General features: G+C 48.3%; 16 protein-coding genes. 6 read left to right on the top strand and 10 right to left on the bottom strand.

The window, feature by feature from the left end; all coding sequences use genetic code 11:
* Positions 1 to 8: 8 nt before the first annotated feature.
* Positions 9 to 1217: a 3-oxoadipyl-CoA thiolase gene (pcaF, locus tag KO512_RS07545; RefSeq protein ID WP_215951721.1), complete on the bottom strand. Its 1209-nt coding sequence runs from the start codon at positions 1215 to 1217 to the stop codon at positions 9 to 11.
* Between the two features lie 430 nt (positions 1218 to 1647).
* Here pcaF and KO512_RS07550 point away from each other — a divergent pair, with 430 nt between their 5' ends.
* The gene (locus KO512_RS07550; protein ID WP_215951722.1) at positions 1648 to 2124 is read left to right on the top strand and encodes a Crp/Fnr family transcriptional regulator; all 477 of its coding nucleotides are present in this window, start codon (positions 1648 to 1650) and stop codon (positions 2122 to 2124) included.
* A 299-nt stretch (positions 2125 to 2423) separates the two neighbouring features.
* On the opposite strand, the gene KO512_RS07555 is transcribed toward KO512_RS07550, so the two are convergent.
* Positions 2424 to 2636 carry a cold-shock protein gene (locus KO512_RS07555; RefSeq protein ID WP_126158874.1) on the bottom strand — a complete coding sequence of 71 codons (213 nt, stop codon included), beginning with the start codon at positions 2634 to 2636 and terminating at the stop codon, positions 2424 to 2426.
* A gap of 190 nt (positions 2637 to 2826) precedes the next feature.
* Positions 2827 to 3102 (bottom strand): hypothetical protein, encoded by a 276-nt coding sequence (locus KO512_RS07560; protein WP_215951723.1) that lies wholly within the window; start codon positions 3100 to 3102, stop codon positions 2827 to 2829.
* Between the two features lie 256 nt (positions 3103 to 3358).
* On the opposite strand from KO512_RS07560, the gene KO512_RS07565 reads away from it, so the two are divergent.
* On the top strand, positions 3359 to 4225 hold the full coding sequence (locus tag KO512_RS07565; protein WP_215951724.1) for a LysR family transcriptional regulator: 867 nt from the start codon (positions 3359 to 3361) through the stop codon (positions 4223 to 4225).
* Positions 4226 to 4500: 275 nt separating this feature from the next.
* Here KO512_RS07565 and KO512_RS07570 read toward each other — a convergent pair whose 3' ends face one another.
* The 7 genes from KO512_RS07570 to KO512_RS07600 all read right to left on the bottom strand — a co-directional run bounded on the left by KO512_RS07570 (position 4501) and on the right by KO512_RS07600 (position 16973).
* Positions 4501 to 4737 (bottom strand): hypothetical protein, encoded by a 237-nt coding sequence (locus KO512_RS07570; protein WP_215951725.1) that lies wholly within the window; start codon positions 4735 to 4737, stop codon positions 4501 to 4503.
* A 205-nt stretch (positions 4738 to 4942) separates the two neighbouring features.
* Positions 4943 to 7276: a penicillin-binding protein 1C gene (pbpC, locus tag KO512_RS07575; RefSeq protein ID WP_215951726.1), complete on the bottom strand. Its 2334-nt coding sequence runs from the start codon at positions 7274 to 7276 to the stop codon at positions 4943 to 4945.
* Positions 7266 to 12656: an alpha-2-macroglobulin family protein gene (locus KO512_RS07580; RefSeq protein ID WP_215951727.1), complete on the bottom strand. Its 5391-nt coding sequence runs from the start codon at positions 12654 to 12656 to the stop codon at positions 7266 to 7268. Before KO512_RS07580 ends, pbpC begins: the two co-directional genes overlap by 11 nt.
* 264 nt (positions 12657 to 12920) lie before the next feature.
* Complete coding sequence (locus tag KO512_RS07585; protein WP_215951728.1) at positions 12921 to 14183, bottom strand: DEAD/DEAH box helicase; 1263 nt, start codon at positions 14181 to 14183, stop codon at positions 12921 to 12923.
* 164 nt (positions 14184 to 14347) lie between these two features.
* Positions 14348 to 14923, bottom strand: coding sequence for a phosphoribosyltransferase (locus tag KO512_RS07590; protein ID WP_215951729.1), 576 nt, complete (start codon positions 14921 to 14923; stop codon positions 14348 to 14350).
* A 59-nt stretch (positions 14924 to 14982) separates the two neighbouring features.
* The gene (locus KO512_RS07595; protein WP_354667738.1) at positions 14983 to 15561 is read right to left on the bottom strand and encodes a phosphoribosyltransferase; all 579 of its coding nucleotides are present in this window, start codon (positions 15559 to 15561) and stop codon (positions 14983 to 14985) included.
* Between the two features lie 65 nt (positions 15562 to 15626).
* The gene (locus KO512_RS07600; RefSeq protein WP_303493306.1) at positions 15627 to 16973 is read right to left on the bottom strand and encodes an 8-oxoguanine deaminase; all 1347 of its coding nucleotides are present in this window, start codon (positions 16971 to 16973) and stop codon (positions 15627 to 15629) included.
* 669 nt (positions 16974 to 17642) lie between these two features.
* On the opposite strand from KO512_RS07600, the gene xdhA reads away from it, so the two are divergent.
* The 4 genes from xdhA to guaD are packed head-to-tail and all read left to right on the top strand — an operon-like array spanning position 17643 to position 23699.
* Entirely contained in the window at positions 17643 to 19082 is a 1440-nt protein-coding gene (gene xdhA, locus KO512_RS07605) for a xanthine dehydrogenase small subunit (protein ID WP_215951730.1), read from the top strand.
* Positions 19075 to 21450 (top strand): xanthine dehydrogenase molybdopterin binding subunit, encoded by a 2376-nt coding sequence (gene xdhB / locus KO512_RS07610; RefSeq protein ID WP_215951731.1) that lies wholly within the window; start codon positions 19075 to 19077, stop codon positions 21448 to 21450. The genes xdhA and xdhB overlap by 8 nt, the downstream gene beginning before the upstream one ends.
* A gap of 56 nt (positions 21451 to 21506) precedes the next feature.
* Positions 21507 to 22337: a xanthine dehydrogenase accessory protein XdhC gene (gene xdhC / locus KO512_RS07615; protein WP_215951732.1), complete on the top strand. Its 831-nt coding sequence runs from the start codon at positions 21507 to 21509 to the stop codon at positions 22335 to 22337.
* Between the two features lie 51 nt (positions 22338 to 22388).
* Positions 22389 to 23699, top strand: coding sequence for a guanine deaminase (guaD, locus tag KO512_RS07620; RefSeq protein WP_215951733.1), 1311 nt, complete (start codon positions 22389 to 22391; stop codon positions 23697 to 23699).
* The last annotated feature ends 117 nt before the right edge of the window (positions 23700 to 23816 follow it).

Raw genomic sequence — 23816 nt, forward strand, 5'->3', positions numbered from 1 at the left:
TAACAGTCTTACACGCGTTCAATGATCATCGCGATACCCTGACCCACACCGATACACATAGTGCACAGTGCATAGCGGCCACCGGTACGGTGTAATTGGTACATCGCGGTCATAACAAGACGCGCGCCACTGGCTCCCAAAGGGTGCCCTAATGAAATAGCGCCGCCGTTCGGGTTTACATGGGCGGCGTCATCATCCAAGCCTAAATCTCTCATGACCGCTAAGCCTTGAGCAGCAAACGCTTCATTCAACTCGATCACATCCATCTGGTCCAACGTCAGGCCAGTCTGTGCCAGCACTTTCTTGGTTGCAGGGGATGGGCCAAAGCCCATAATCCGTGGTGCGAGACCCGCCGTTGCCATACCAACAACACGGGCTTTCGGAGTCAGACCGTATTTATCGGCGGCGGCTTTCGACGCGACCAGCAGTGCACAGGCACCATCATTGACGCCAGAAGCGTTGCCCGCCGTCACCGACCCACCGGCACGGAAAGGTGCTTTCAGTTTAGTCAGATCTTGCAAGGTTGTTGATGCGCGAGGATGTTCATCGGTATCAAATACCAATGGATCACCCTTACGCTGAGGAATAATGACCGGCACAATCTCTTCATCGAAAAGACCTTTTGCCATCGCGGCGGCGGTTTTTTGCTGACTACGCAGAGCAAACAGATCCTGATCTTCGCGCGAGATATTGAACTCTTCAGCGACGTTTTCAGCGGTCTCCGGCATACTGTCGACGCCGTATTGCTCTTTCATCTTTTTGTTGATGAAACGCCAGCCGATAGTGGTGTCATACAACCCGTTCGGTGTGCGACTAAAGGCAGCTTCCGCTTTCCCCATCACAAACGGCGCCCGTGACATCGATTCACAACCACCCGCAATCATCAATTCAGTTTCACCGGCCTTAATCGCCCGTGCAGCCATACCAATGGCATCCATACCTGAACCACACAAACGGTTAACCGTAGTGCCGGGCACTTCGGTCGGCATCCCCGCCAAGAGCGCGGACATACGCGCGACATTACGGTTATCTTCACCCGCCTGATTAGCATTCCCGTAGATAACATCATCTACCTGAGACCAGTCCACCTGTGGATTGCGATCTATCAATGCTTTCAGAGGCACCGCACCCAGATCGTCAGCCCGAACAGCAGAAAGACCGCCACCGTAACGCCCAAATGGGGTACGGATAGCATCGCAGATATAGGCATCTGTCATTATTATTTCCTCATTTCTATTTTCCTGATGACGCACAACCGAGCGTCATTCAGTGTGGAAGCCTGTGGTGACAATACAGCCAGTCAGTTCCGGATTGAGTTAATATTACACAAATCAGAACGATTGACAACTTTTATGTATCACTTTGAAGCTAGAAAAACCCCGAGAATAATGAATTCTATTAAGCACCAACTCATAATAGCGATGACTAATGAAACTTAATTCATACAAATCATCCTAAAGTTGTATCAATCAAAACAGTTCTTTAAAGTATAGATGGTGGATGGAATAAAGCGCGCTATGATCTAACATCATCGTCATAACGTATCAGAATAGTCGATAAACAAGCCGGTTCAGCCGTCAATTAAAAATACTGACAATCACGACAGTCCGACTAGACTTAACCCTGTATTAGGGACAGGAAACAGTAATGGACAGAATCACCAGCCAACAACTATTAACACGGTTAACATTAAGTCAGCTTGAGAGTGCTTCAGTATTCGGCGCTCTACCGGAAGCATCTATCCTTTGGCTATTGGATCATGGTGTTATTCGAAATTTTAACGCCGGAGATGAACTTTTCAGCCCCGATCAAGCGGGTAATAGCTTTCACGTTATTCTGCAAGGTTCTGTTGATTACTATAAATTCCATGACGGACGTTACGCTTATATACGAACATTCAACTCAGGCGAACAGATCGGTTTCGTCAGCATGATCGCACTGCATGACCGAGTGGGACGAGCTGAAGCTTGCGAAGCTGGTATTTCGCTGGAGATAAACTCGGAGACATTTCATGATTTTCATCTGAGTTATCCACTTGAGTTTGGCATTCTAATGATGAATCTTGCCCGTGAGATGGCCCGTACACTCAGAAAAACCAACAATATATTGGTCGACCGATCTTGAATAAACGATAGTCGTCGCATCTATATCACGATCGCAATACATTACTGACGCAGAATCATGCTGATATTAACCTATCTCACTCAATAGCTTATAGTGCTGAAGGCTGATGGCTGATGGCTGATGGCTGATGGCTGATGGCTGATGGCTGATGGCTGATGGCTGATGGTAAATAATTCAAAGAGCAGACGGGTCAAATCAATAATGACCAGCGAGGCGACTTACTGAGAATAACGTAAGCCCTGAGAGAAAAGAAATGCACAGCTATTTCAAGCTGTGCATGACAAGATATCGAAAGCTGCTTAACTAGCGGTAATCGGGGTAATATTAACGGCGTGTATACCAACATCTTTTGGCGCGGCTTCAAACTGAACAGATTGACCTGTTCTAAGGCTCTTATAGCCCTCAGTAATAATCGCGGAATAATGGACAAACAAGTCCTCTTCAAAATCTGGCGATACAATAAAGCCAAACCCTTTCGCATTGTTAAACCACTTAACTGTTCCCGTATGCATTCGATGCTCCTTAATTTAATGCGCTACTACAGGTCTCAGAGTATTTTAACGACCATCAGATCCACTCGACCTACCTCTATTTTGAGAAATAGAAGCCCGAGGGTATATAAGAAAAACTCCTATAATGAAGCCATACTGAATTAAAGTTGCGCTAAATCAAAAAAGCAGGCGATGCCTGCTTTGAAAGAAGTTATGCTCGGTCTTGCCGATCCATATCACCAAAGATATCCTGTCTCAATCGCTGTCGTTCAAGACGATCTTCAATATCTCGTCTGCGACTATGTGATTTACGGCCAAGTTCCTCTGGCAGTTCGTCATCCTCATAATCCCAGTCATCATCAGCACTAAATTCAACTGCCCGAGCCGACCGTGCACGACGTTTGCTTCCTTTATAGCTATCGTCACCCCAGTCTTCCCAGCCATCCTGATCTTCTGAATAGCTACTCAAACGATTTTTGTTACTCATAATGCTTCTCTTTAATACCTAATGGCGTTGATGATGTAGAGCACCGTTGTGTGCTACTCACCTGACCAGGCACCTAAAGCCTTTCAAAGACGTCAGAAAACCTGACCATAAAAAATATTGATCCGTTCTTTATGCACTATTTAAAGTACACTTGGATTATTGTCAGAGATTTAAACGGTGTAAAATGATGCTTTTTTATGACTTCGATCGAAAATACTAATTGAACGTTCACTACCTTCAGCAGATGGCCTAAGCAATGGAAATCGGATTACTGCGCACCTTTCTTGAAGTCACCCGTACGCGCCACTTTGGTAAAGCGGCACAGAACCTTTACCTGACCCAATCAGCGGTCAGCTTTCGTATCCGACACCTAGAAGAGTTGATCGGTGTGCCGCTGTTTACCCGCCAACGTAATAACATTCTGCTCACCAGTGCTGGCGAACGCTTGATACCTCACGCTGAAAATATTATTAAAAATTGGCAAATGGCACTGCAAGATGTGGCGATCTCCGAAGAACAGGAATCACAGCTCGTCTTAGGGGGGATTTCAAACCTGTGGGGGACTTTTCTACAGTCCACGCTACCGAAATTGGTGGGCAGCTTCCCTAACATGATTATCCGGACTGAAATTAATAATCATCTGGAGCTCACCCGCTCACTTCTTTCCGGTACGTTAGATCTCGCCATCGTACTCGACCCACCCAACCTCGATGAACTGGATCATCTCAAGATCGGTCAAATAGAACTGGTATTAGTGAGTAGCGCAGCAGAGCTTACACCTGATCAGGTTCAGGACTGCGACTTTGTGTTTGTAGACTGGGGCGTCGCGTTTAATATGCGCACCGCTAAACTTTTCAAGAAAACCCTGACGCCGATTTTACACACCGAACAGAGCCAGATCGCATTGGAATTTCTTCTTAGCCATGGCGGCTGTGCGTTTCTACCATTGGTATTAGCGGGGCCTTACCTATCCTCAACACAGCTACACCGTGTGAATAATATAAAATCAGTGAAACGTTCTGTGTTTGCCGTCTACGTCAAAGACTCAGAGCGACAGTTGCAGGTGCAAGCTATTATCAAGAAGTTATGTGAATATGAGCTAAAACCGGAGATGACCCTCTAAGCAACGCTATTCTTCATCTTAGTGATGCGGTAACACTGACGCGCTAACCATGAATCACAATGGTTTGCGGATAATGACTACTGTCAAAAAACTCTCATCACCCGCAGAAAAACGTAACTGCCAGCAATTAAGGTATTGAGCAACATAGTAAAGTGAGAACCTTACCTATGGCCACGCACACCTCTTAACTCTAATAATTAACCCTGATAACTAACATTAATAACTAGCATTGATAACTAACACTGCTGTTAACTCTGTTATCAGACGTAGCGACCTCAATTATCGACCAAAATAGACAAGGCTTCTTTAATCTCAGGCGGCATGACCTGATCATTATCCTTCAGCTCCGTTACGGTAACGGCGAACTGAGTTCGAATCACATCATTTTGATCAACTAACCACGCCAGAGCGGCCTGACTACATTGTTGCGGTGTCCATGTTTGTTTTAGCGGTACACCTGATCCCTTGAGAAAAGCAAAAAAATCATTCTGATCCTTCAAAATAGCATTCATCGCACTTGCTCCTGCAACAGTTCCGGTTGCGTTATTATTATTTTTTGCTCCTAACAGCTAAAATAATAGGAACAAAAACCAGCTCGAAGCTGGTTTTTCTATATACCTTAGTTGTATACCAACATCATTCATTGATCAACTTTTTATCACCTGTGTTTGATAAAAAATACACTTTGACGAGATTGGTTGGTTTTTACCGTCGAAATTACGGAATCACAGTAAAGCGGATCTGCTGCCATACTCCCTGCTGATCAATCACCCGTAACAGGTGTTTCCCCGGCAAAATCGTCTCGCTGAGTTCATGAAATGTCTGTGTCGCCCCAAGATAACGTTTATCCAGATGCCAGAACAGTTGCGCTGAATCGTTTTTAGCGGTGGCTCTAAAAATCACCTCGCCCTGTTGACCACTCATATACCGAGGCAAGCTAATAATTTGACCGGCACGCGGATAGGTCACTTCAAAACGCCCGTTTAACGCCCGCCGATCAGGGGTACAGTCTTCATCAAACTCTGGCACAGGGCGATAAGACGCATGAGCAATACGATAGAACGCGGCCTGAGAGGGAGGCAACTGAAAAAACGTTTTACTGATAATACTACCGGTCGGATTACAGCCGATACTACTACGCAATCCCGTGCTGCGATCCACCGTTACCTGAAAGTGATGCGGGCTAACCTTTTCAAACTGTGCCGCCACCGGTATCGCTACGGTTTCTCTTGGGCAGCCGAATTTAGGTAAAAAACCATTTTCACGACAGACCTCAATCCATTTCAATGCCCCGCTTGGCTCTTCCGGCCAGCCAAGATCATTAATAATATTCAGCGTATCAAACAATACCGGCGCGGCAGCACTTGTACCGGTTAATAACTGCCGCCCCTCACCATTCGCATTTCCCACCCAGACGCCCACGGTAACTTTCTCGGTAGTACCGACCGCCCAGCCGTCACGCAAACCATAACTAGTGCCGGTTTTCCAAGCAACCCGAGCGGAACCTGCAAATAATCGATGAATTTTATGTAAACCGGGACGGGTCACATCAGATAAGGCATCCAATGTCAGCCAAGCAGCTCCCTGACTCAATGGATAGGCCGCTTTCTCTTCCTGCTGATTACGCCACCCCAATGAACTCGTATAATTCAGCGGCTCGAGATTCAGCGGTACGGCCTGTTGTGCACGGCGACTCAGCCCCGCATAAGCGGCGGTCAAATCGACTAGGCTAACCTCCGCACCGCCCAAAATAAGCGATAGACCATACTCATCCGGCTGACGAAAAAGATCACTAAAACCCAACGCCTGTAACTTGTCATAAAATGCCTGATAGCTATAGTCATTGAGCATTCTAACCGCGGGGATATTCAGCGATGCGGTCAACGCTGAACGCGCCGTCACCGCCCCCCTAAAGCTTTTGTCATAATTACTCGGCTGATAACTACCATAGGCAGTGGGCACATCAGGAATCAATGTGTATGGGGTAATATCGCCATTATCCAGCATCGCGGCATACAGAAACGGCTTTAAGGTGCTGCCTGATGAACGAGGTCGGCTAGCAATATCCACATGAGACGCATCCTCGGGGCGCTGACTATAAGCCACATTCCCAAAATAAGCTTTTACCTGCATCGTGGCATTATCCACCACAACCAACGCCAGATTATGAATACCGATAGCACCCAATCGCTGACTGTGTTGACGGGTAATAAACTCGATCTTCTGCGTTAAACGCCGATCAATCGAAGTATAAAATACAGACTGATCAGGATACTGCTGACTCAAACGATCAAGCAGATGCTGCCCATAGACAGGCCAGCGTCGAGGACGTTGAGGAATCGATTCAAGAAGCGACAGGCGGTAATCTTGCTCGCTTAAGAAACCTTTAAGCCAAAGCTTATGCAGCAGAAAGTCGCGTTTCGCCCGTAATTTATTGCGACTACGGGAAAGATGCATCGCCGCCGGATTATTCGGTAAAACCGCCAACAATGCTGCTTCGGCCCAGCTAAGCTCTGCTAGTCGCCGGCCAAAATAACGCCAAGCCGCCGCATCGATCCCAACAGTGTTCCCACCCATCGGGGCGTTGGCCGCATAATAATTGAGGATATCTGTTTTGCTAAGTTGCATCTCCAATCGCAACGCGAGATGCAGTTCCTGCAGTTTTTGCCACAGGGTTCGCGCTCGATTGCCATAGACCATACGCGCCAACTGCATGGTAATAGTACTGCCGCCACTCACCACCCGCCCTGATTTCAGGTTGAGATACATCGCCCGAATAATCGCTAGCGGATCAACACCGGGATGATGCATAAAGCGTTTATCTTCATACTGTATCAGCGCTGTTTGGTAAGCTGGCGATAGAGACGCGACCGATTTAAAGCGCCATTGCTGATCAGCCGCTATCCGAGCACTCAGCAGTTGCTGGTTTTCATCCAGTAACTGCCGAGAAAAGGGCTGATTAAACAACGGTTCGGGCAGTGGCCACCATAGCGTAGCGCCTGCCAGCAATAGCAGTAAGCCCGCTAGTGCGATCCGACGTTTACTGAACAACCTCAACACTTAGGCCTTTTAATTGCGCTTTAATCGTTTCGTCATACATCGCATAAGCCGAAATGGCTGGCAAATAAAAGCGACCCATAAAGGAAGCATTCAACTGCAAGGTCATATTTTTCTGCTCGTCAGCCTTCAGGGTCATATAACCACTCACCCGGTCATCACGAATATCAACATAATCAAACTGACAAACAGCCTCACTGCACGCTTCGCGCTCATTATCGATCTGCCAGCCACTCGGTGCTCTAAAGTTCAGCGCCACATTGGTGATATCGTGGTCAGTGGTATTACGTAGCCAAATCTGCGCAGTGATATTACTACCTTGTTTGAGTGAGCGAACATCGACCTCATCACCGTTGCCATTAAGATAATCAACTTGCAGCTCTAGCCCTTCGGCATAAGCTTGCTCTGAACCTGCACCAGCAACGCCTGTCTGAGTTAAAGTTAACCAAACAGGCACATCGCCACCATTAGTCACATTCAACAGCTTCGCCGCCTCAGCACCGCTTTGCAGTTGCGCCTCGGTTACCTGACGACCGACCATTAAACGTTGCTGTTGTTGCGCTTGCTGCAATAACACCTCAAGTTGTAGCGGCTGGTTTTGATCCGTTTGCGGGCTTTGTTGCGGCACCGGCTGAGCAACCTGCTGATAATTAGCCAGTGCGATTAATGCGTAAGCCGAGGTCTGGGTGCTATACCAACGATTTTCTGCCAAACCATCAGCGACTTCATCCGCAAGGGTTGCCGCCGCGACAGGGTCGGCAATATTGGCATACAGCATTAAGAACAGTGCTTTATCCCGCAGGGCTGAGCCAAAACTAGGCGAATTAGTATCATATGAATCGCTGACCGTCAGACCATCACCGATCAATGTCCGAGCAACATCTTCTTGGCCCGCATACACATAGGCCAACGACAGCATCGCCAAACTCGCACTATCCTCAACCTGTAACGCTTTCAGACGATACATGGCCGACCAGTTTGGCTTACCCGCAAGGCTTAGAGTAAATAACCGATAAGCCTGGGCACGAATTTTTTCGCTATCACCACTATCAACAGCAAACTCCGAGCTTTGGTATTGATAAGCTAGCCACTGTTGCAGGAGGTTTTCCGGCACGTCATAGCCGGCCTGTTTCGCCAGCAACAAGAAGTGCCCAGCATAACTACTCCCCCAAGCGTGACTCTGACTCTGCCCCGGCCAATAGGCGAAGCCGCCATCCAAGGTTTGAAAAGACTGCAACCGGTCAATCGCCGCCGCAATGTTCTGTTGTGTCTGTTGCCCCGTTTTCTCATCCAAGTGGCTGAGCTGATTCAGATACAGCTGAGGGAACACGGAAGAGGTAGTTTGCTCTAGGCAGCCATGGGGATATCGAACCAGATAATCCATCCGTGAACGCAGATGAATCGGTTTAAACAGGCTCAGGGCAATAGAGGCGCTATTGCTACCGGCGATACCGAATGGTTGCAGGCCTAAATCCAATTCTGAGTGACTATCCAACAGATGTGATGAAACCCGAGTTGTTAGAGGGTTCGGCGCATTAATATCCAAATATAGGGTCTGATTACTCGTTGCCGTGGCCGATTCGACCGCAAAATTAAAGGCCGTTTTACCCATCTGCTCACCGGTCTGAATGGCAAATTCCGCTATCGCCGATGAATAAGGTGGCACTGTTAGGTTGACCGAAGGCTTCGCAATGCTTACTCGCTCACTATCCACCGACAAGGTTACTTTAACCTCGGTTTCTTCCGCCGTATTGTTGAATAGCTCGACCGGCACTTCTGCCTCCTCACCGACTCTGAGTACTCGAGGCAGGGTTGGGAACATAGAGATATCATCTCGCACCACCACTTCTTGTTCCGCTTTACCATAAGCGCCGCCGTCTTCAGCAACCACCATTACCCGCACCGCGCCTAGATACATGGGCAGAGTGACATGATGGGTACGCAGCTCGCCAGACTTCAACTCAAAACGCCCCAGATACTGAACCAACGGCGGAAAGCGGCGGTTTTTCTTACTCTTATCGTCATCTTTCTGTGCATCACTACCACCCACCGGTAACAGTCCATGCAACTCACCGCTATAGGCACCGACGACATCTTTGTATAGATCCCAGGTTTTCACCTGCAACGCCTGACGACGATAGAAATATCCAAACGGGTCCGGTGTGCGGTAGTTTGTCAAACCTAACAGGCCCTCATCCACCAGCGCCAAAGTATAGGCCATTGGACGACCATCCGACTCGCCCACTTGAATATCGAAGCTGGCACGGGAATGTACTTGATCCTGCGTTTTAATCACCGGATGCAGATGGTTTTGTGGATCTTCAACCGCCAACGGAATAATCCCCATTAATCGCATCGGTCGGTCATTATGCCGATTTTCATGGGGCTGCAGATAGGTCACACTGACATAGACATTCGGCGTCATCTCAGCCGTAATATCGATCTTAATCTCTCGTTGCAAAGCAGGCTGTGTAGATGCTTGAGTCTGTTCCGTCTTAACCCAAAACTGCTTCAATACCCGATTAGCCGCTTCAACCGTTACCAATGCTCGGCCACTGTCGAGTTCTGGCAATGTTACCGTGGCGGTTTCACCCACTTGATAGGTTTTTTTATCGCTGAAGAGCGTTAACCGATCAACATTATCTCCCTGAGATTCCTGCTGCCGCCCTGCCCAGCCAGGCCAGTCGATATAGACCACCTTACCCGTGCAGTGAGTATCATTACCGGCGATACAAGCCCGCACTAAATAGCGCCCCCACTGTGGATAATTAATCCGCAGAGGCCACTCTGCCATGCCGTTATCATCGGAAACAACACTCCCCGAGGCGACCACTCGACTATGCTGCCCATCGGTATAACGCGCTAGCGATTCGTTACTTTTTTCGTACCACCATTTCCAATCGAGTTTATAAACCGTCACATCAAGATCGGTATTACTCACCGGCAAGCCGGTTTGATCCAACACCACAAGACGCGTTTTATGATCCTCATCGGTCAACAACATGCCCCGCTCGGCATCGCCTTTCGGCAATAACAGCCCCAGATAGCGATCATAGTAATCAAACGGACGGGAAAAACTATTACTACTAAACTGCCCACTCTGCTCAAACACTCGGTTGGTAAACACCGCTTTTAACATTCCCGGCGGGGGCGTGTTGCTTTCGATCAAAAGATCAAACTGGGTTTTACCCTGCTCATCCAACGTCCCTTCAAACAACTTTATTCGACTTGAACGATAATCCCGAGCTGGATCATCAAAGGTATACTCAGGAAACTTACCCGCAAATTGAGTCTTTACGGGCACCAACGATACCGACACATCCGCTTTTAAATTGCTAGCCGGCGCACCATGAAGCCAGGCAGACTGTAGGCCCACCGATTGCTCTTGGCCATTTTGTAACCGCGCGTCTCGAGGAATATCCAGCTCAACTTTAAGGCGGTTAGGTACAACCGTTTCAATACGCAAAGGATGATGGAAATCTTGCCCGCCAACACGCACAACAGCTTCCCAGTTACCGGTGGGCGCACTTTCAGGTGTACCTAGCTTAAAGCTGTAAAGACGCCCTACCGGTTGGTTACTGTAAACCGACTCCACCAGCTGACCGGAGGGGTTATACAGATCAGCGACGACTGGGTGCTCCGGCGGTAGCTCTTTGAGTTTATCCTTCAGAATAAAGGTCAGATAGATATCATCACCGGGCCGCCAAATATCCCGCTCACCAAAAATAAAGCCATCGATATTGCTCTGTAGGTGTGTACCACCAATATCAAACTGACTGGTGGTCAGCGCACCCGCGTCATTCAGCTTAATATAACCTAACTGATCTCCCGCTTGAGCTTGCAGATAAAACGGTTTCCCTTGCAGCTTAACACGCGCAAAACCATCACTATCCGTTTCACTTTTACCGATCGATTGCCCTTGAAAGTTGAACAACTCAACGGTGGTGCCCACTAACGGCGCTGATGTTTTTAAATTAGTCGTAATCACTCGGGCATACTTATCCGCAGGTGATTGCTTCACTATGATACCGATATTCGAACGCAGCAGGTTTTTAGCGGCTTTCGTATCCGCTGAATACTGATAATAACGGTCATCGCAGGCATTTAAGTTGTTTGATCGAGACGAACCCGGCTCAAAATTATTCCATGAACTATAGCCTCCACCATAATTCAGCTCATCTGCATTATCAGGCAGTCCACGCGGCGGCACCGGCACAGCATTCTCGGCATCGCTACAGGCAATCAGTGAATCGCTCCGATCAAGCGAGAGATAAAGCCGGATAAGACTACCGCCTTTCTGCTGCATTAACTCGGTAATATCCAGACGATAATCCTGCCAACTGCGCAGGTCACTCTCCGTCAACGGAATGGATTTCTGCCAAATAAAGCGCCCAACTTTGTCTAGCGACCGTGTTCCGTCTAAACGGTTCTCCTGTAGAAACTGACCTACATTGTCGCCAAACACTTCAAATGCGGTAACCGTCACCGACTTAGCACTGACCGCTTGAAACGGTAATTCGATATGCGCAGCATCCGGCAGGATAATGCCACTACCCGCAAATCTAACCCCCGGCTTATGCGGTGCAATCTCAAAGGTTTTTCGCAGGCTAGACTGTAGCCCCATACCACAGCGGTCTTGCAACTCTTTATGAATCGTGACGTTCAGTTTGTCAGCCGCCGAGTTATTCAACCCTAAACGCAGTTTGTTGCCTTCAATCTGATAACGGGTAAAACGATATGAACTGGAGATTAGATGTTTGAGGGCCTGATCCTGTTTTAATTGACGATTAAAGATCAGTTCAAGCACGCCACCTGAATCACCGACTATTGTCCCAGAAATCAATTCGAGCGGACGATTATCAGCACCTGAAATCGCAGGCACTATAAACCGCTGCATCTGTGTATCAGCCTCGCCCCAAGTCACCGTCACTTCTTGAGCACAATCACGGGGGCGGACAATATTACTAATAACCAGTTGCGGTTGTTTATCCACTAAATTAACCGCAACCTTTGCAGCACTATCCGACACATGGATGTGTGACGCTAACTCAGCAGTCTTTCGGGATTCGTCAGCATCAATGGTGGCATAGATATCGACCGTATCAGCGGTGGCATCTCGCACAGCCGGTTGTCCGGATTGGAAATCTAACCATGTTAAGGTGAAAGGCTTCGCTGACGTCGTTGTCACTACCGCAGGCGTAGATTTGGATGCAGTAGAGTCTGATACGGAAGACGCGGTCGCAGCGCTAGCCGTTGATTCAGGCAATGCAGCTTTATCTTTCTGAGCATCAACCGTGGCGGCATCATCATTGCACCCAACCAGCAGCACAACCAAAAACAACATCGACACACGTAACATAGCAGTACGTAACATAGTAAATCCTTTTGTGGTGTCAGCTATCCATCGCTATTCAAACCTTTACCGCAAGATGGGAGCCCAGCAAATAGTTAATGTAACGTTATATACCAATCAAGTTTCAGCTAAAACCTCTCCGGTAGGAAAACTGCTCATACAAGCGACCCGTATCAAGGTTTATATCAAAGCTTTATCAATAAAAGATCAGATAATAGCGAGAATTTAAAAGAGATATATCAAGGGTAGTCAAAACCGGCGGTGTAACATCACCGCCCGTTAAGCTTACTTAGATTTATTACGCCCAGGTTTACCGGTGCTCGGTTTACTGCGAATAATTTTTGTCCGGCCAGCTTTATTGGTACGTGGACGATGAATCTTTTTACCCATCTGCTTACGTAGATTATCACGGCTGCCAACTTCATAACCCGGCATATAAACCCGCTGAATCCGCGCGCCGATCAGACGTTCGATATCATCCAGTGCTCGTTCCTCTTCGCGGCTAACAAAAGAGATCGCTTTACCCTTAGCACCAGCACGACCGGTACGACCAATACGATGCACATAGTCTTCAGCCAGATAGGGCAAATTAAAGTTAACCACCAGCTCCAACCCCTGAATATCCAAGCCTCGAGCGGCCACTTCGGTGGCAACCAACACCTGAATCTTACCGGATTTAAAATCAGCGATAGCACGACGACGAGAACCCTGCGACTTATCCCCATGACAGAGCGCGGCACGGATACCATCGATTTTAAGATCGACCATCAAGGAATCGGCTTGGGCTTTAGTACTGGTAAACACCAATACCTGAAACCACTGATGTTTATTGATCAGTTCAGCAAACAGGTCGGCTTTGCGTTTCTCTTCTACCGGATAAACCACATGCTCAATAGTATCGGCGGTAGCATTGAGTTTCGCCACCCGAACGGTTTCATAGGGGCTCATCAGCTGTTTAGCCACCGTATTTACAGTCGGCGAAATCGTGGCGGAAAACATTAATGTTTGATGTTTTTTCGCCGTTTGCTGCAGCAGTGTGCCAACATCGGCGATAAAGCCCATATCCAACATACGGTCAGCTTCATCGAGCACGACAAATTCAGCTTTAGCTAAACTCACATTGCACTGCACAACATGTTCCAGCAAACGACCTGGAGTAGAGATAAGAATATCGACACCCGCTTTAAGCTTCTTCTGCTGACCATCCATATTGACGCCACCATAAAGGGCGGTCACCGTCAGTGGCATAAACTGGGCATAACGCTTGATCGTCTCGGCCAGCTGTTCGGCCAACTCGCGGGTCGGCGTCAAAATCAGCGCCCGAGGGCAGTTTGGTTCAGTCGGCTTAGGGCGATCACTCATCTGTTGCAAAATGGGCAGACTGAAAGCGGCGGTTTTGCCGGTACCGGTCTGAGCATTGGCCAGCACATTTTTACCCCGTCGGGCGGGCACAATTGCCTGCTCCTGAACGGGGGTCATCTGGCTATAGCCACAGGCATCCAGGGCCTGCTGAATCTCTGGGGCAAGATCTAATGCTGAAAACTTCATGATAAATCCTCTGTATACCTTGCTATAGCTCAGGAAGGTGCGAATACGTTAACGTCCTTTCGGCACGACATATTCGCGCCTTCCCTGAATTCTGGGCACATATAATAAAGGATTTTATCCACTTTAGTGAGGCTGATTACAGCGGATTCGCACGATAAGGAAAATCAGCGCTGTACCGTCTCCATAATCGCTTGTAATCCCGGCTTATTCGCAAAGATCTCTGCTTCTGTTAAACCCACCATTTCATAAGGCAACACCAACCACTTATCGGTAGTATGAGTATAAAAGTCAGGGGTTCTATCGGTACGATTATTGGCCGGCTTAAACCAAGGCACCGCGACTTTGACATCCTCCGGCATATTCCGCTTGGCCCGTGCTGACAACTGCGATAACACCGCATCAATACTTTTGCCTGAACCAAAAACATCATCCACAATCAGTAATTTATCGTCACGGTTAAGGTTTTCCAGCAGATAGCGCAATCCGTGGGCTTTGATACTGTTTTCACCCTCAATCATCGACTGGTAATCGGGTAGTCCACGATAAGAGGTACGAATAGAGATATGATCCGTTTTAATCCCTAAGTATTGCAAACACTCCTGCACATAGATCCCCACTGTGCTGCCACCACGCCAAATACCAACAATAAAGTCAGGACGATAACCACTTTCAAAAATTTGTGCCCCTAAGCGAAACGAATCACAGATCAGTTCCTGCTCAGTAATAAAATGTTTTTCCACGATATTCACCTTCTCGTATGAGAATAGTACTGTTGAGAATAGTCTCTGTTACTGATCGATTAGCCCGCGTCTGGCAGCAGATGCCCAATAATCCCGAACAGCTCTGGTCGATGCTCCTTGAGTTCTTCAACCGTCAACCCCTCTAATGAATGCGGGTATTTCAGCCAAGCCTCAGTCTCATACAGATAGTACTCTGGATCGACTCCGGTCTTATTCCGTGTCGGCTTAAAATAAGGCACCGCAATCCGGATATCCTCTGGGGTGTTTAAGCGGCACTTGTCTCTTAGCTCAGCTATCACCGCTTGAATGGTCAAGCCGGTGTCATACACATCATCAACAATCAACAAACTATCGGTGGCTTGGATATTCTTAATCAGATAATCCATCCCATGAACCTTGACCTTTTTAGCTCGCTGATCAATCTCATCGGCATAAGATGAAGTACGGATCGCTATATGGTCACTCTGCACGCCGTAATATGCGAGAAACTCCTGCACGGCGACACCAATCGGCGTCCCCCCCCGCCAAATAGCGATGATATAGGTGGGTTTAAAGCCGTCATTAATAATCTTTGCCCCTAGGCGAAAAGAATCATCCAGCAAAGTTTGTGCATCAAGGTAGGTTTTCTGAACCATCATTATTTACTCTATCTGTGATCGGTTTAAGCCTGCGCCCAAAGGCATGATAATTAAGGCCTTGCCGTTTAAATCGCCAACCGCCGTGCTAATTGTTTCTGACGTTCGATCAGCCCACCGAGGTCAAAGCCTTCGATGGCACCATCAATCACCCGCCAACATCCTGCAACCATAACCCGATCCGCTTGATGTGCGCCACATAACACCAGTGCCGCCAAAGGGTCACCAGCACCGGCAAAGCGTAACTCATCCAATTTGAACAACGCAATATCCGCCTGCATACCTACCTTCAAGCGACCTAAATCCTCCCGTCCCAAACAACGAGCCGATCCCTCTGTCGCCCAAGAAAGTACTTTTTGATGGGTAATCTCAGCGGCAGCATATTTAAGCCGCCCCAACAGGAACGCTTGCCGCACCTCTTGAATCATATTGGAGCCATCATTAGAGGCCGAACCATCCACGCCTAGACCCACTGGGCTGCCGGCCTGCTCTAGATCCAACGTTGGGCATAAACCTGACGCCAACAACATATTCGATGATGGACAATGACAGATACCCGTCCCTGCCGCACCCAACCGACGGATCTCATCTGGATTAAAATGGATACCGTGAGCCAGCCAAACTCGATCATTCAGCCAACCCACTTTTTCTAAATAATCTAACGGGCGCAAACCAAACATCTGTATACAAAAATCGGTTTCATCATGGGTTTCCGCCAGATGTGTATGCAGCCTGACATCATATTTCTGAGCCAGCACCGCACTGGCTGTCATTAGCTCTTCGCTAACAGAGAAAGGGGAACAAGGCGCTAACGCAATACGGGACATCGCCCCGGCTTTGGGATCATGATATCGCTGAATCAACCGTTCGCTATCATCCAATATGGTATCTTCGTGCTGCACCGTTGATTGTGGCGGTAATCCACCATCATCCTCACCCAGACTCATAGAACCACGGGTCAAATGCACTCGCACGCCTAATTTCTCTGCTTGAGCCATCTGGATATCGATAGCATTTTCTAAACCATCCGGAAACAGATAATGATGATCACTGGCGGTGGTACAACCGGACAGTAATAACTCAGCCAGCGCTACCTGAGTGGATACTTCAATCATCTCTTCGCCCAGTTTAGCCCAAACGGGATAGAGGCTTTTTAACCAACTGAATAGGGATTTATTCAATGCCTGGGGGAAGGCCCGAGTGAGGGTCTGATAAAAGTGATGGTGGCTATTAATCAACCCCGGCAACATCACATGCTCACTAGCATCAAACACCTCATCCACTGGCAAGGAGGGCTCCTCGCCACGGGCAAGTACCTCGGTGATCAACTGATTTTCTATCACAACACCGCCCGCACTCTCGCTCTCAAGGGTCGCTAATGGCGCTTTAATCCAGATACGTCGGCTACTGTTCACGTAATCTCATCCAACTTAATGTGTTTGTAAAAAAATATGGCTAAACGGTTATGACTAACCCGTACTACGTCTTAACGACTAAACTAAACGCTCCTACTCAATTCTTATTGCTAAAAAGTTGTGGCAAACACTGATACGCCACCGGCATCGATCGCTACATGAGCTTACCGATAGCCTATCCGCTACGTTTAACCTGATTAGGCACAGACTCATGATACAAGGTCAATATTGTCCACAATTATGGCCGTCAATAAAGACAATATTATCCAAAAATAGGTCAAAACCACCTTAAATTGAGCCAAAAACAACAATAATCACAGACTAAAAAAAGGCCATTCATCACTCTAAAGTGCTTTTATTCAGTGCATTAGGTCGAAATCCTGCCCATCTATAGCACAAAAAAAATAGACCCATAAAAATTGTATACAATTTATTAAAAAATAATTGAATTCATATATCTTCCTTTATGCAGCCCATATTTCTAAAAATAAAACTACATACAGGAGAAACGTCTAATTATTACCGTAAAAATAAAAATATATGCCTACACAGCCGCTTGGATATAAAAAAATAGAGCCTAGCGTTATCTTGACTTAAAAGTCAGGTTTCATTTTAATCATTGGACAGCAATAAAACTACCTAACTAACTCAGGTCAGAAGGAGTCCACCTTGATCAGCTTCTTAGTCGATAAAGAACTGCGGGTTGAACAACACCCAGACCCCAATATGACAGTGCTAAATTACTTGCGGCACCAGCTCGGCAAAACTGGCACTAAAGAGGGTTGTGCATCAGGGGACTGTGGTGCGTGCACCGTCGTATTAGGCGAACTGGACGGAGACCGAATCCGTTATAAAAGTATCAACGCCTGTCTGACCTTTATATCAACACTGAATGGCAAACAACTGATCACCGTCGAAGATCTAAAGCAGGGGGATCAATTACACCCAGCCCAGCAAGCGATGGTCGACAATCACGCTAGCCAATGTGGTTTTTGTACCCCGGGAATTGTTATGTCCATGTTTGCCTTGGGCAAAAATATCGGCCAACCGGATAAAGAGGAGATCAATGAAGCCCTCGCCGGTAACCTCTGTCGCTGCACCGGCTATCGCCCGATTATTGAAGCGGCTGAAAAGATGTATGCCGATGTAACCCCCGACCGTTTTGCCACCGAGCAGCAGCAAACGATTGCCCAGCTACGCCAAATACAGCCCAAACAACAGGCTGAACTGAGCGATGGCCATAAAAAATCATTCAATCCCACCACCTTAGCCGAGCTCTCCTCGCTACTAGAGCAATACCCAGACGCTCGCATGGTGGCCGGTGGTACCGATCTCGCATTGGAAGTGACTCAATTTCATCGAGCCATCGACACGCTCATCTACATTGGCGACATCGCCGCACTCAAGCAGGTTCAGGTAACAGAGACTCAGATAGAGTTGGGGGCCGCCGCATCGCTCACCGACTGCTATGATGCCCTCAATGATGACTATCCAGACTTAGGCGCCCTACTGCATCGGTTTGCCTCTTTACAGATTCGAAATCAAGGTACACTCGGCGGTAATATTGGCAATGCATCCCCCATCGGTGATTCCCCTCCGGCCCTGATCGCTCTGAATGCCAAAATAGTGCTTCGAAAACAGGATCAGTGTCGCACCCTTGATCTACAAGACTACTTTCTTGATTACAAGCGCACCGCTCAGCAGCCTGGTGAGTTCATTGAAAAAATAATGGTACTCCGCGCTGCAGATAATGGAGAGTTCCGCTGCTATAAAATATCCAAACGGTTAGATGATGATATATCGGCGGTACTTGGCTGTTTTAATCTACAGATCAAGCAAGGCATCATTGAATCCGCCCGTATCGCTTTTGGCGGGATGGCGGCGATTCCCAAACGCGCGACCGCCTGCGAACAGGCACTCATCGGTGCACCATGGAATATGACCACCATCGACACCGCAAAACAGGCGCTTCTTAAGGATTTCAGTCCGATCTCCGATTTTCGCGCATCGCAGGCCTATCGTACTCAGGTCGCCACTAATCTACTGACTCGATATTTTATCGAAATCAACACGCCTGACGTCACAACACGGGTGACCGCTTATGTCTAATCACACACACAAGTCAAACAGTCACGCCGAGATGCTAGCGTTAGCTAAACAGGATCTAACCACGGGCGTCGGCCGCAGCGTCAAACATGAGAGTGCAGCCAAGCAGGTCAGCGGTGAAGCGATTTATATCGATGACCGACTCGAGTTTCCAAATCAACTGCATGTTTATATCCGCACCTCGGATCAAGCGCACGCCCGTATCAGCCGCATAGATACAACCCCCTGTTACGATTTTCCCGGTGTTGCCATCGCGATTACCGCCAAAGACATTCCCGGCCTAAAGGATATTGGCCCCTTGAAGCCCGGCGACCCGTTATTAGTTGAAGATATCGTGGAGTTTTTTGGTCAGCCCCTATTGGCCGTCGCTGCCGGTGATCATGACACCGCGCGTCAAGCCGCTATGGCCGCTATCATAGAGTATGAACCACTCGAACCCGTCCTATGTGTTGAACAAGCCCTACAAACTGAGCATTTCGTTAGCGAACCCCACACCCATAAACGAGGAGACTCCAGTGCCGCGCTGGCTGGGGCAAAGCATAAAGTGTCCGGTAGTGTGCATATCGGAGGGCAGGAACACTTCTATCTAGAAACCCAGATATCCTCAGTGGTGCCTACCGAAGATGGCGGCATGATTGTCTACTCCTCTACGCAAAACCCGACCGAAGTACAGAAACTAGTGGCCGAAGTATTAGCGATCCCTTTCAATAAAGTACAGATTGATATGCGTCGAATGGGCGGCGGTTTTGGCGGCAAAGAAACGCAAGCGGCGGGGCCTGCCTGTATTGCCGCGGTGGTGGCAAAGCTTACGGGCCGCCCAACCAAAATTCGTCTACCTCGGGTGGAAGATATGATGATGACCGGTAAACGGCATCCCTTCTTTAATCAATATAACGTCGGTTATGACGACAACGGCATGATCACCGGCTGCGAAATGAAACTGGCCGGTAACTGTGGTAACTCTCCTGACCTGTCGGATTCCATCATCGACCGCGCGATGTTTCACAGTGATAACAGCTATTACTTAGGTGATGCAACGATCACCGGCTATCGCTGTAAAACCAATACCGCATCCAATACCGCTTACCGTGGCTTTGGTGGGCCTCAGGGCTTGATCATGCCGGAAATCATTCTCGATGAGATAGCCCGTAAACTCGATAAAGATCCCCTCGAAATACGTAAACTTAATCTCTATGGTGGTGAAGGGCGAGACACTACCCACTACTATCAAAAGGTCGAGGATAATGTCCTGCCTGAGCTGCTGAATGACTTAGAGCAGAGCAGTGATTATCAGCAGCGTCGACAAGAGATTAAAGAATACAACGCTAACAGCCCCATCCTTAAAAAAGGCTTAGCACTAACACCGGTAAAATTTGGTATCTCGTTCACCGCCTCGTTCTTAAACCAAGCCGGTGCGCTGATTCATATCTACACCGACGGCAGTATTCATCTTAACCATGGCGGCACCGAGATGGGCCAAGGCCTCAATACCAAAGTGGCTCAAATAGTCGCGGAAGAGTTTCAGGTCGATTTCGACACGATTCAAATTACCGCTACCAATACTGATAAAGTCCCGAACACCTCACCGACGGCAGCATCATCCGGTACCGATCTCAACGGTAAAGCTGCCCAAAATGCCGCTCGCACGATTAAACAGCGGTTAATTGACTTCGCCACCCACCACTTCACCGTGAGTGAAGAAGATATTGTATTTCGCAATAACCATGTCGTTATTCGCGATCAAGTGATGGCCTTTGCTGATTTTATTCAACTGGCTTATTTCAACCAGATATCCCTTTCCAGTACCGGATTTTACCGCACGCCGAAAATTTATTATGACCGCGAAACCGCCCGTGGCCGACCCTTCTATTACTTTGCCTATGGTGCAGCCTGCAGCGAGGTGGTGATCGATACCCTCACCGGTGAATATAAAATTCTGCGGGTGGATATTCTTCACGACGTCGGCGCCTCACTCAATCCCGCTATCGATATCGGTCAAATCGAAGGCGCCTTTGTTCAGGGCGCAGGCTGGCTGACCACAGAAGAACTGGTATGGAACGATCAAGGACGCCTAATGACCTCCGGCCCCGCCAGTTACAAAATTCCAGCCATTACCGATATGCCGATCGATTTCCGCGTTCGCTTGGTTGAAAACCGTAAAAATAAGGAGGATACCGTCTTTAATTCGAAGGCCGTCGGTGAACCGCCGTTTATGCTTGGCATCTCGGTATACTGCGCCATCAAAGATGCAATTTCGAGCCTCTCTGATTATCGCATCAGCCCCGCACTCGATACACCGGCCACGCCGGAACGGGTGCTTTGGGCGGTTCAAGCGATACAGCAAGACAGCGTTAAACCACCAGCACATTAACCGGCTGGCCGCTATTCTCTTAACAGCAGGATACGGCCACCATACGGAGCAAACCGATGAATCATAAGTGGATCACAGCGCTGAATCAGTTTGCTACCGAGGCGACTCCCGGCGTAATCATTACCGTGGTAGAGGAGCGCGGCTCTACCCCGCGTAATGCGGGCGCAAAGATGGTGATCAGTCAGGCAGAGCAGTTTGACACCATCGGCGGCGGCCATCTCGAATATAAAGCGATCAAAATTGCCCGACAGATGCTACAGCAGAAACAAAACCAACCTCGCCTAGAACGTTTCTCCCTAGGAGCGAGTTTGGGTCAATGCTGTGGGGGTGCCACCACGCTACTATTTGAACCGGTGAATACTGACACTGTACAGATTGTCGTCTTTGGCGCTGGGCATGTGGGTCGCGCGCTGGTCTCCATACTCGCCAGTCTGCCCTGTCGTGTATGTTGGATTGATAGTCGAGAAGATCAATTTCCAAAGGTCATTCCCGAGGGCGTTGAAACGCTCGTCAGTGAATTCCCCGCCGACGAGGTTGAGGCACAACCCGCTAATAGTTATTTCATCGTGATGACCCATAATCATCAGCTAGATCAAACGCTTACCGAAGCGATTCTACAACGTAACGATTTCGCCTACTTCGGCCTCATTGGCTCTGAGACTAAACGGCATAAATTCATCCACCGATTACAAGCCAAAGGCTTTAGTGAAGCGCAGATCAATCGAATGACCTGTCCGATGGGTATTGCTACCATTAAAGGGAAATTACCGGCAGAAATTGCTGTTTCGGTGGCCGGTGAAATCATCGCCCACTACAACGCGGACTTCGGCTCTGATCAACAATCAACACCGACCGACACCACCATTATTGAACGGTTGGCCATCTAACCAGCCGCCATTCACTAGACTTCACATAGACTAAAACTCTGAGAAATATCAATGACACAATCAGCTATAACAGCCTACCGCGCCGCGATTCTCGATAGCCTTGGCGATCCCTCTGAAGTCGGCATCGAAAACAGTTATCGCTATTTTGACGATGGATTAATGGTGGTTGAAAATGGCCAAATTACAGCCCTAGGTGAAGCCAGCGAGCTACTGTCCACGCTACCCGCAGACATAAGGATACAACAGTATACCGATGCTCTCATTATCCCGGGCTTTATCGATACTCATATCCATTATCCGCAAACCGGTATGATCGCCTCCTACGGTGAACAGCTGTTAGATTGGCTTGAAAACTATACCTTTCCAGCAGAACAAAAATTTGCAGATCCGCAGCATGCCGCCGAAGTATCCGATATCTTTGTCAATGAACTGCTCAGAAACGGCACCACCACTGCACTGGTATTTGGCACCGTTCACCCACAATCGGTTGATGCGTTTTTCCAAGCAGCCGAACAACGCAATCTGCGCATGATCGCCGGCAAGGTGATGATGGACCGAAATGCACCCGAGGCACTCACCGATACCCCTGACAGTAGTTATACCGACAGCAAAGCCCTGATCGAGCGTTGGCACGGTAAAGGGCGTCTGCATTACGCCGTCACCCCCCGTTTTGCGCCGACCAGCACGCCAGAGCAACTAAGCCTCGCGGGAAAACTACTGCAGGAATACGATGGCTTGTATATGCATACCCATCTCTCTGAAAACAAGAGTGAGATCGAATGGGTAAAAGAGCTGTTCCCTGAACAGAAGGGTTACCTCGACGTCTATGATCACCATCAGTTACTGGGCGAGCGCTCAGTTTTCGCCCACGGAGTGCATCTATGTGATGAAGAGTGTCAACGCCTAGCAGACACCGATTCAGCGATTGCCTTCTGCCCTACATCAAACCTATTTCTTGGCAGCGGCTTGTTTAACCTACCTCAAGCTGAAGCGTTTAAAATCAATGTTGGCATGGGTACCGATGTGGGAGCCGGCACCAGCTTTTCGATGCTGCAAACGATCAACGAGGCCTATAAAGTGATGCAACTGCAAGGCAAAAAACTCCACCCATTCAAATCGTTTTACTTGGCTACCCTTGGTGGGGCTAAAGCACTGCAACTGGCGGATAAAATCGGTAATCTCGAACCCGGTACCGAAGCCGACTTTGTCGTGCTTGATTACAATGCCACACCGCTGATGAAATACCGTATGGCACAAACCCAAACATTGGAAGAACGATTATTTGTGATGATGACTCTGGGAGACGACCGAGCGGTCAAGAAGACTTACGCCATGGGAGAACCGGTTTATAGCCGCGATTAACCCCTTATCAACAGCCAAAACACAAAACGCCTCGTGGGGCGTTTGAGTTGTACTTTTTTAGCTGCGTTACTGAAACATTTTAACTTTCTATCGAAACATCGAGACCAAAATATATTT

Source organism: Amphritea atlantica, assembly GCF_018860855.1.
Classification (GTDB): domain Bacteria; phylum Pseudomonadota; class Gammaproteobacteria; order Pseudomonadales; family Balneatricaceae; genus Amphritea; species Amphritea atlantica_A.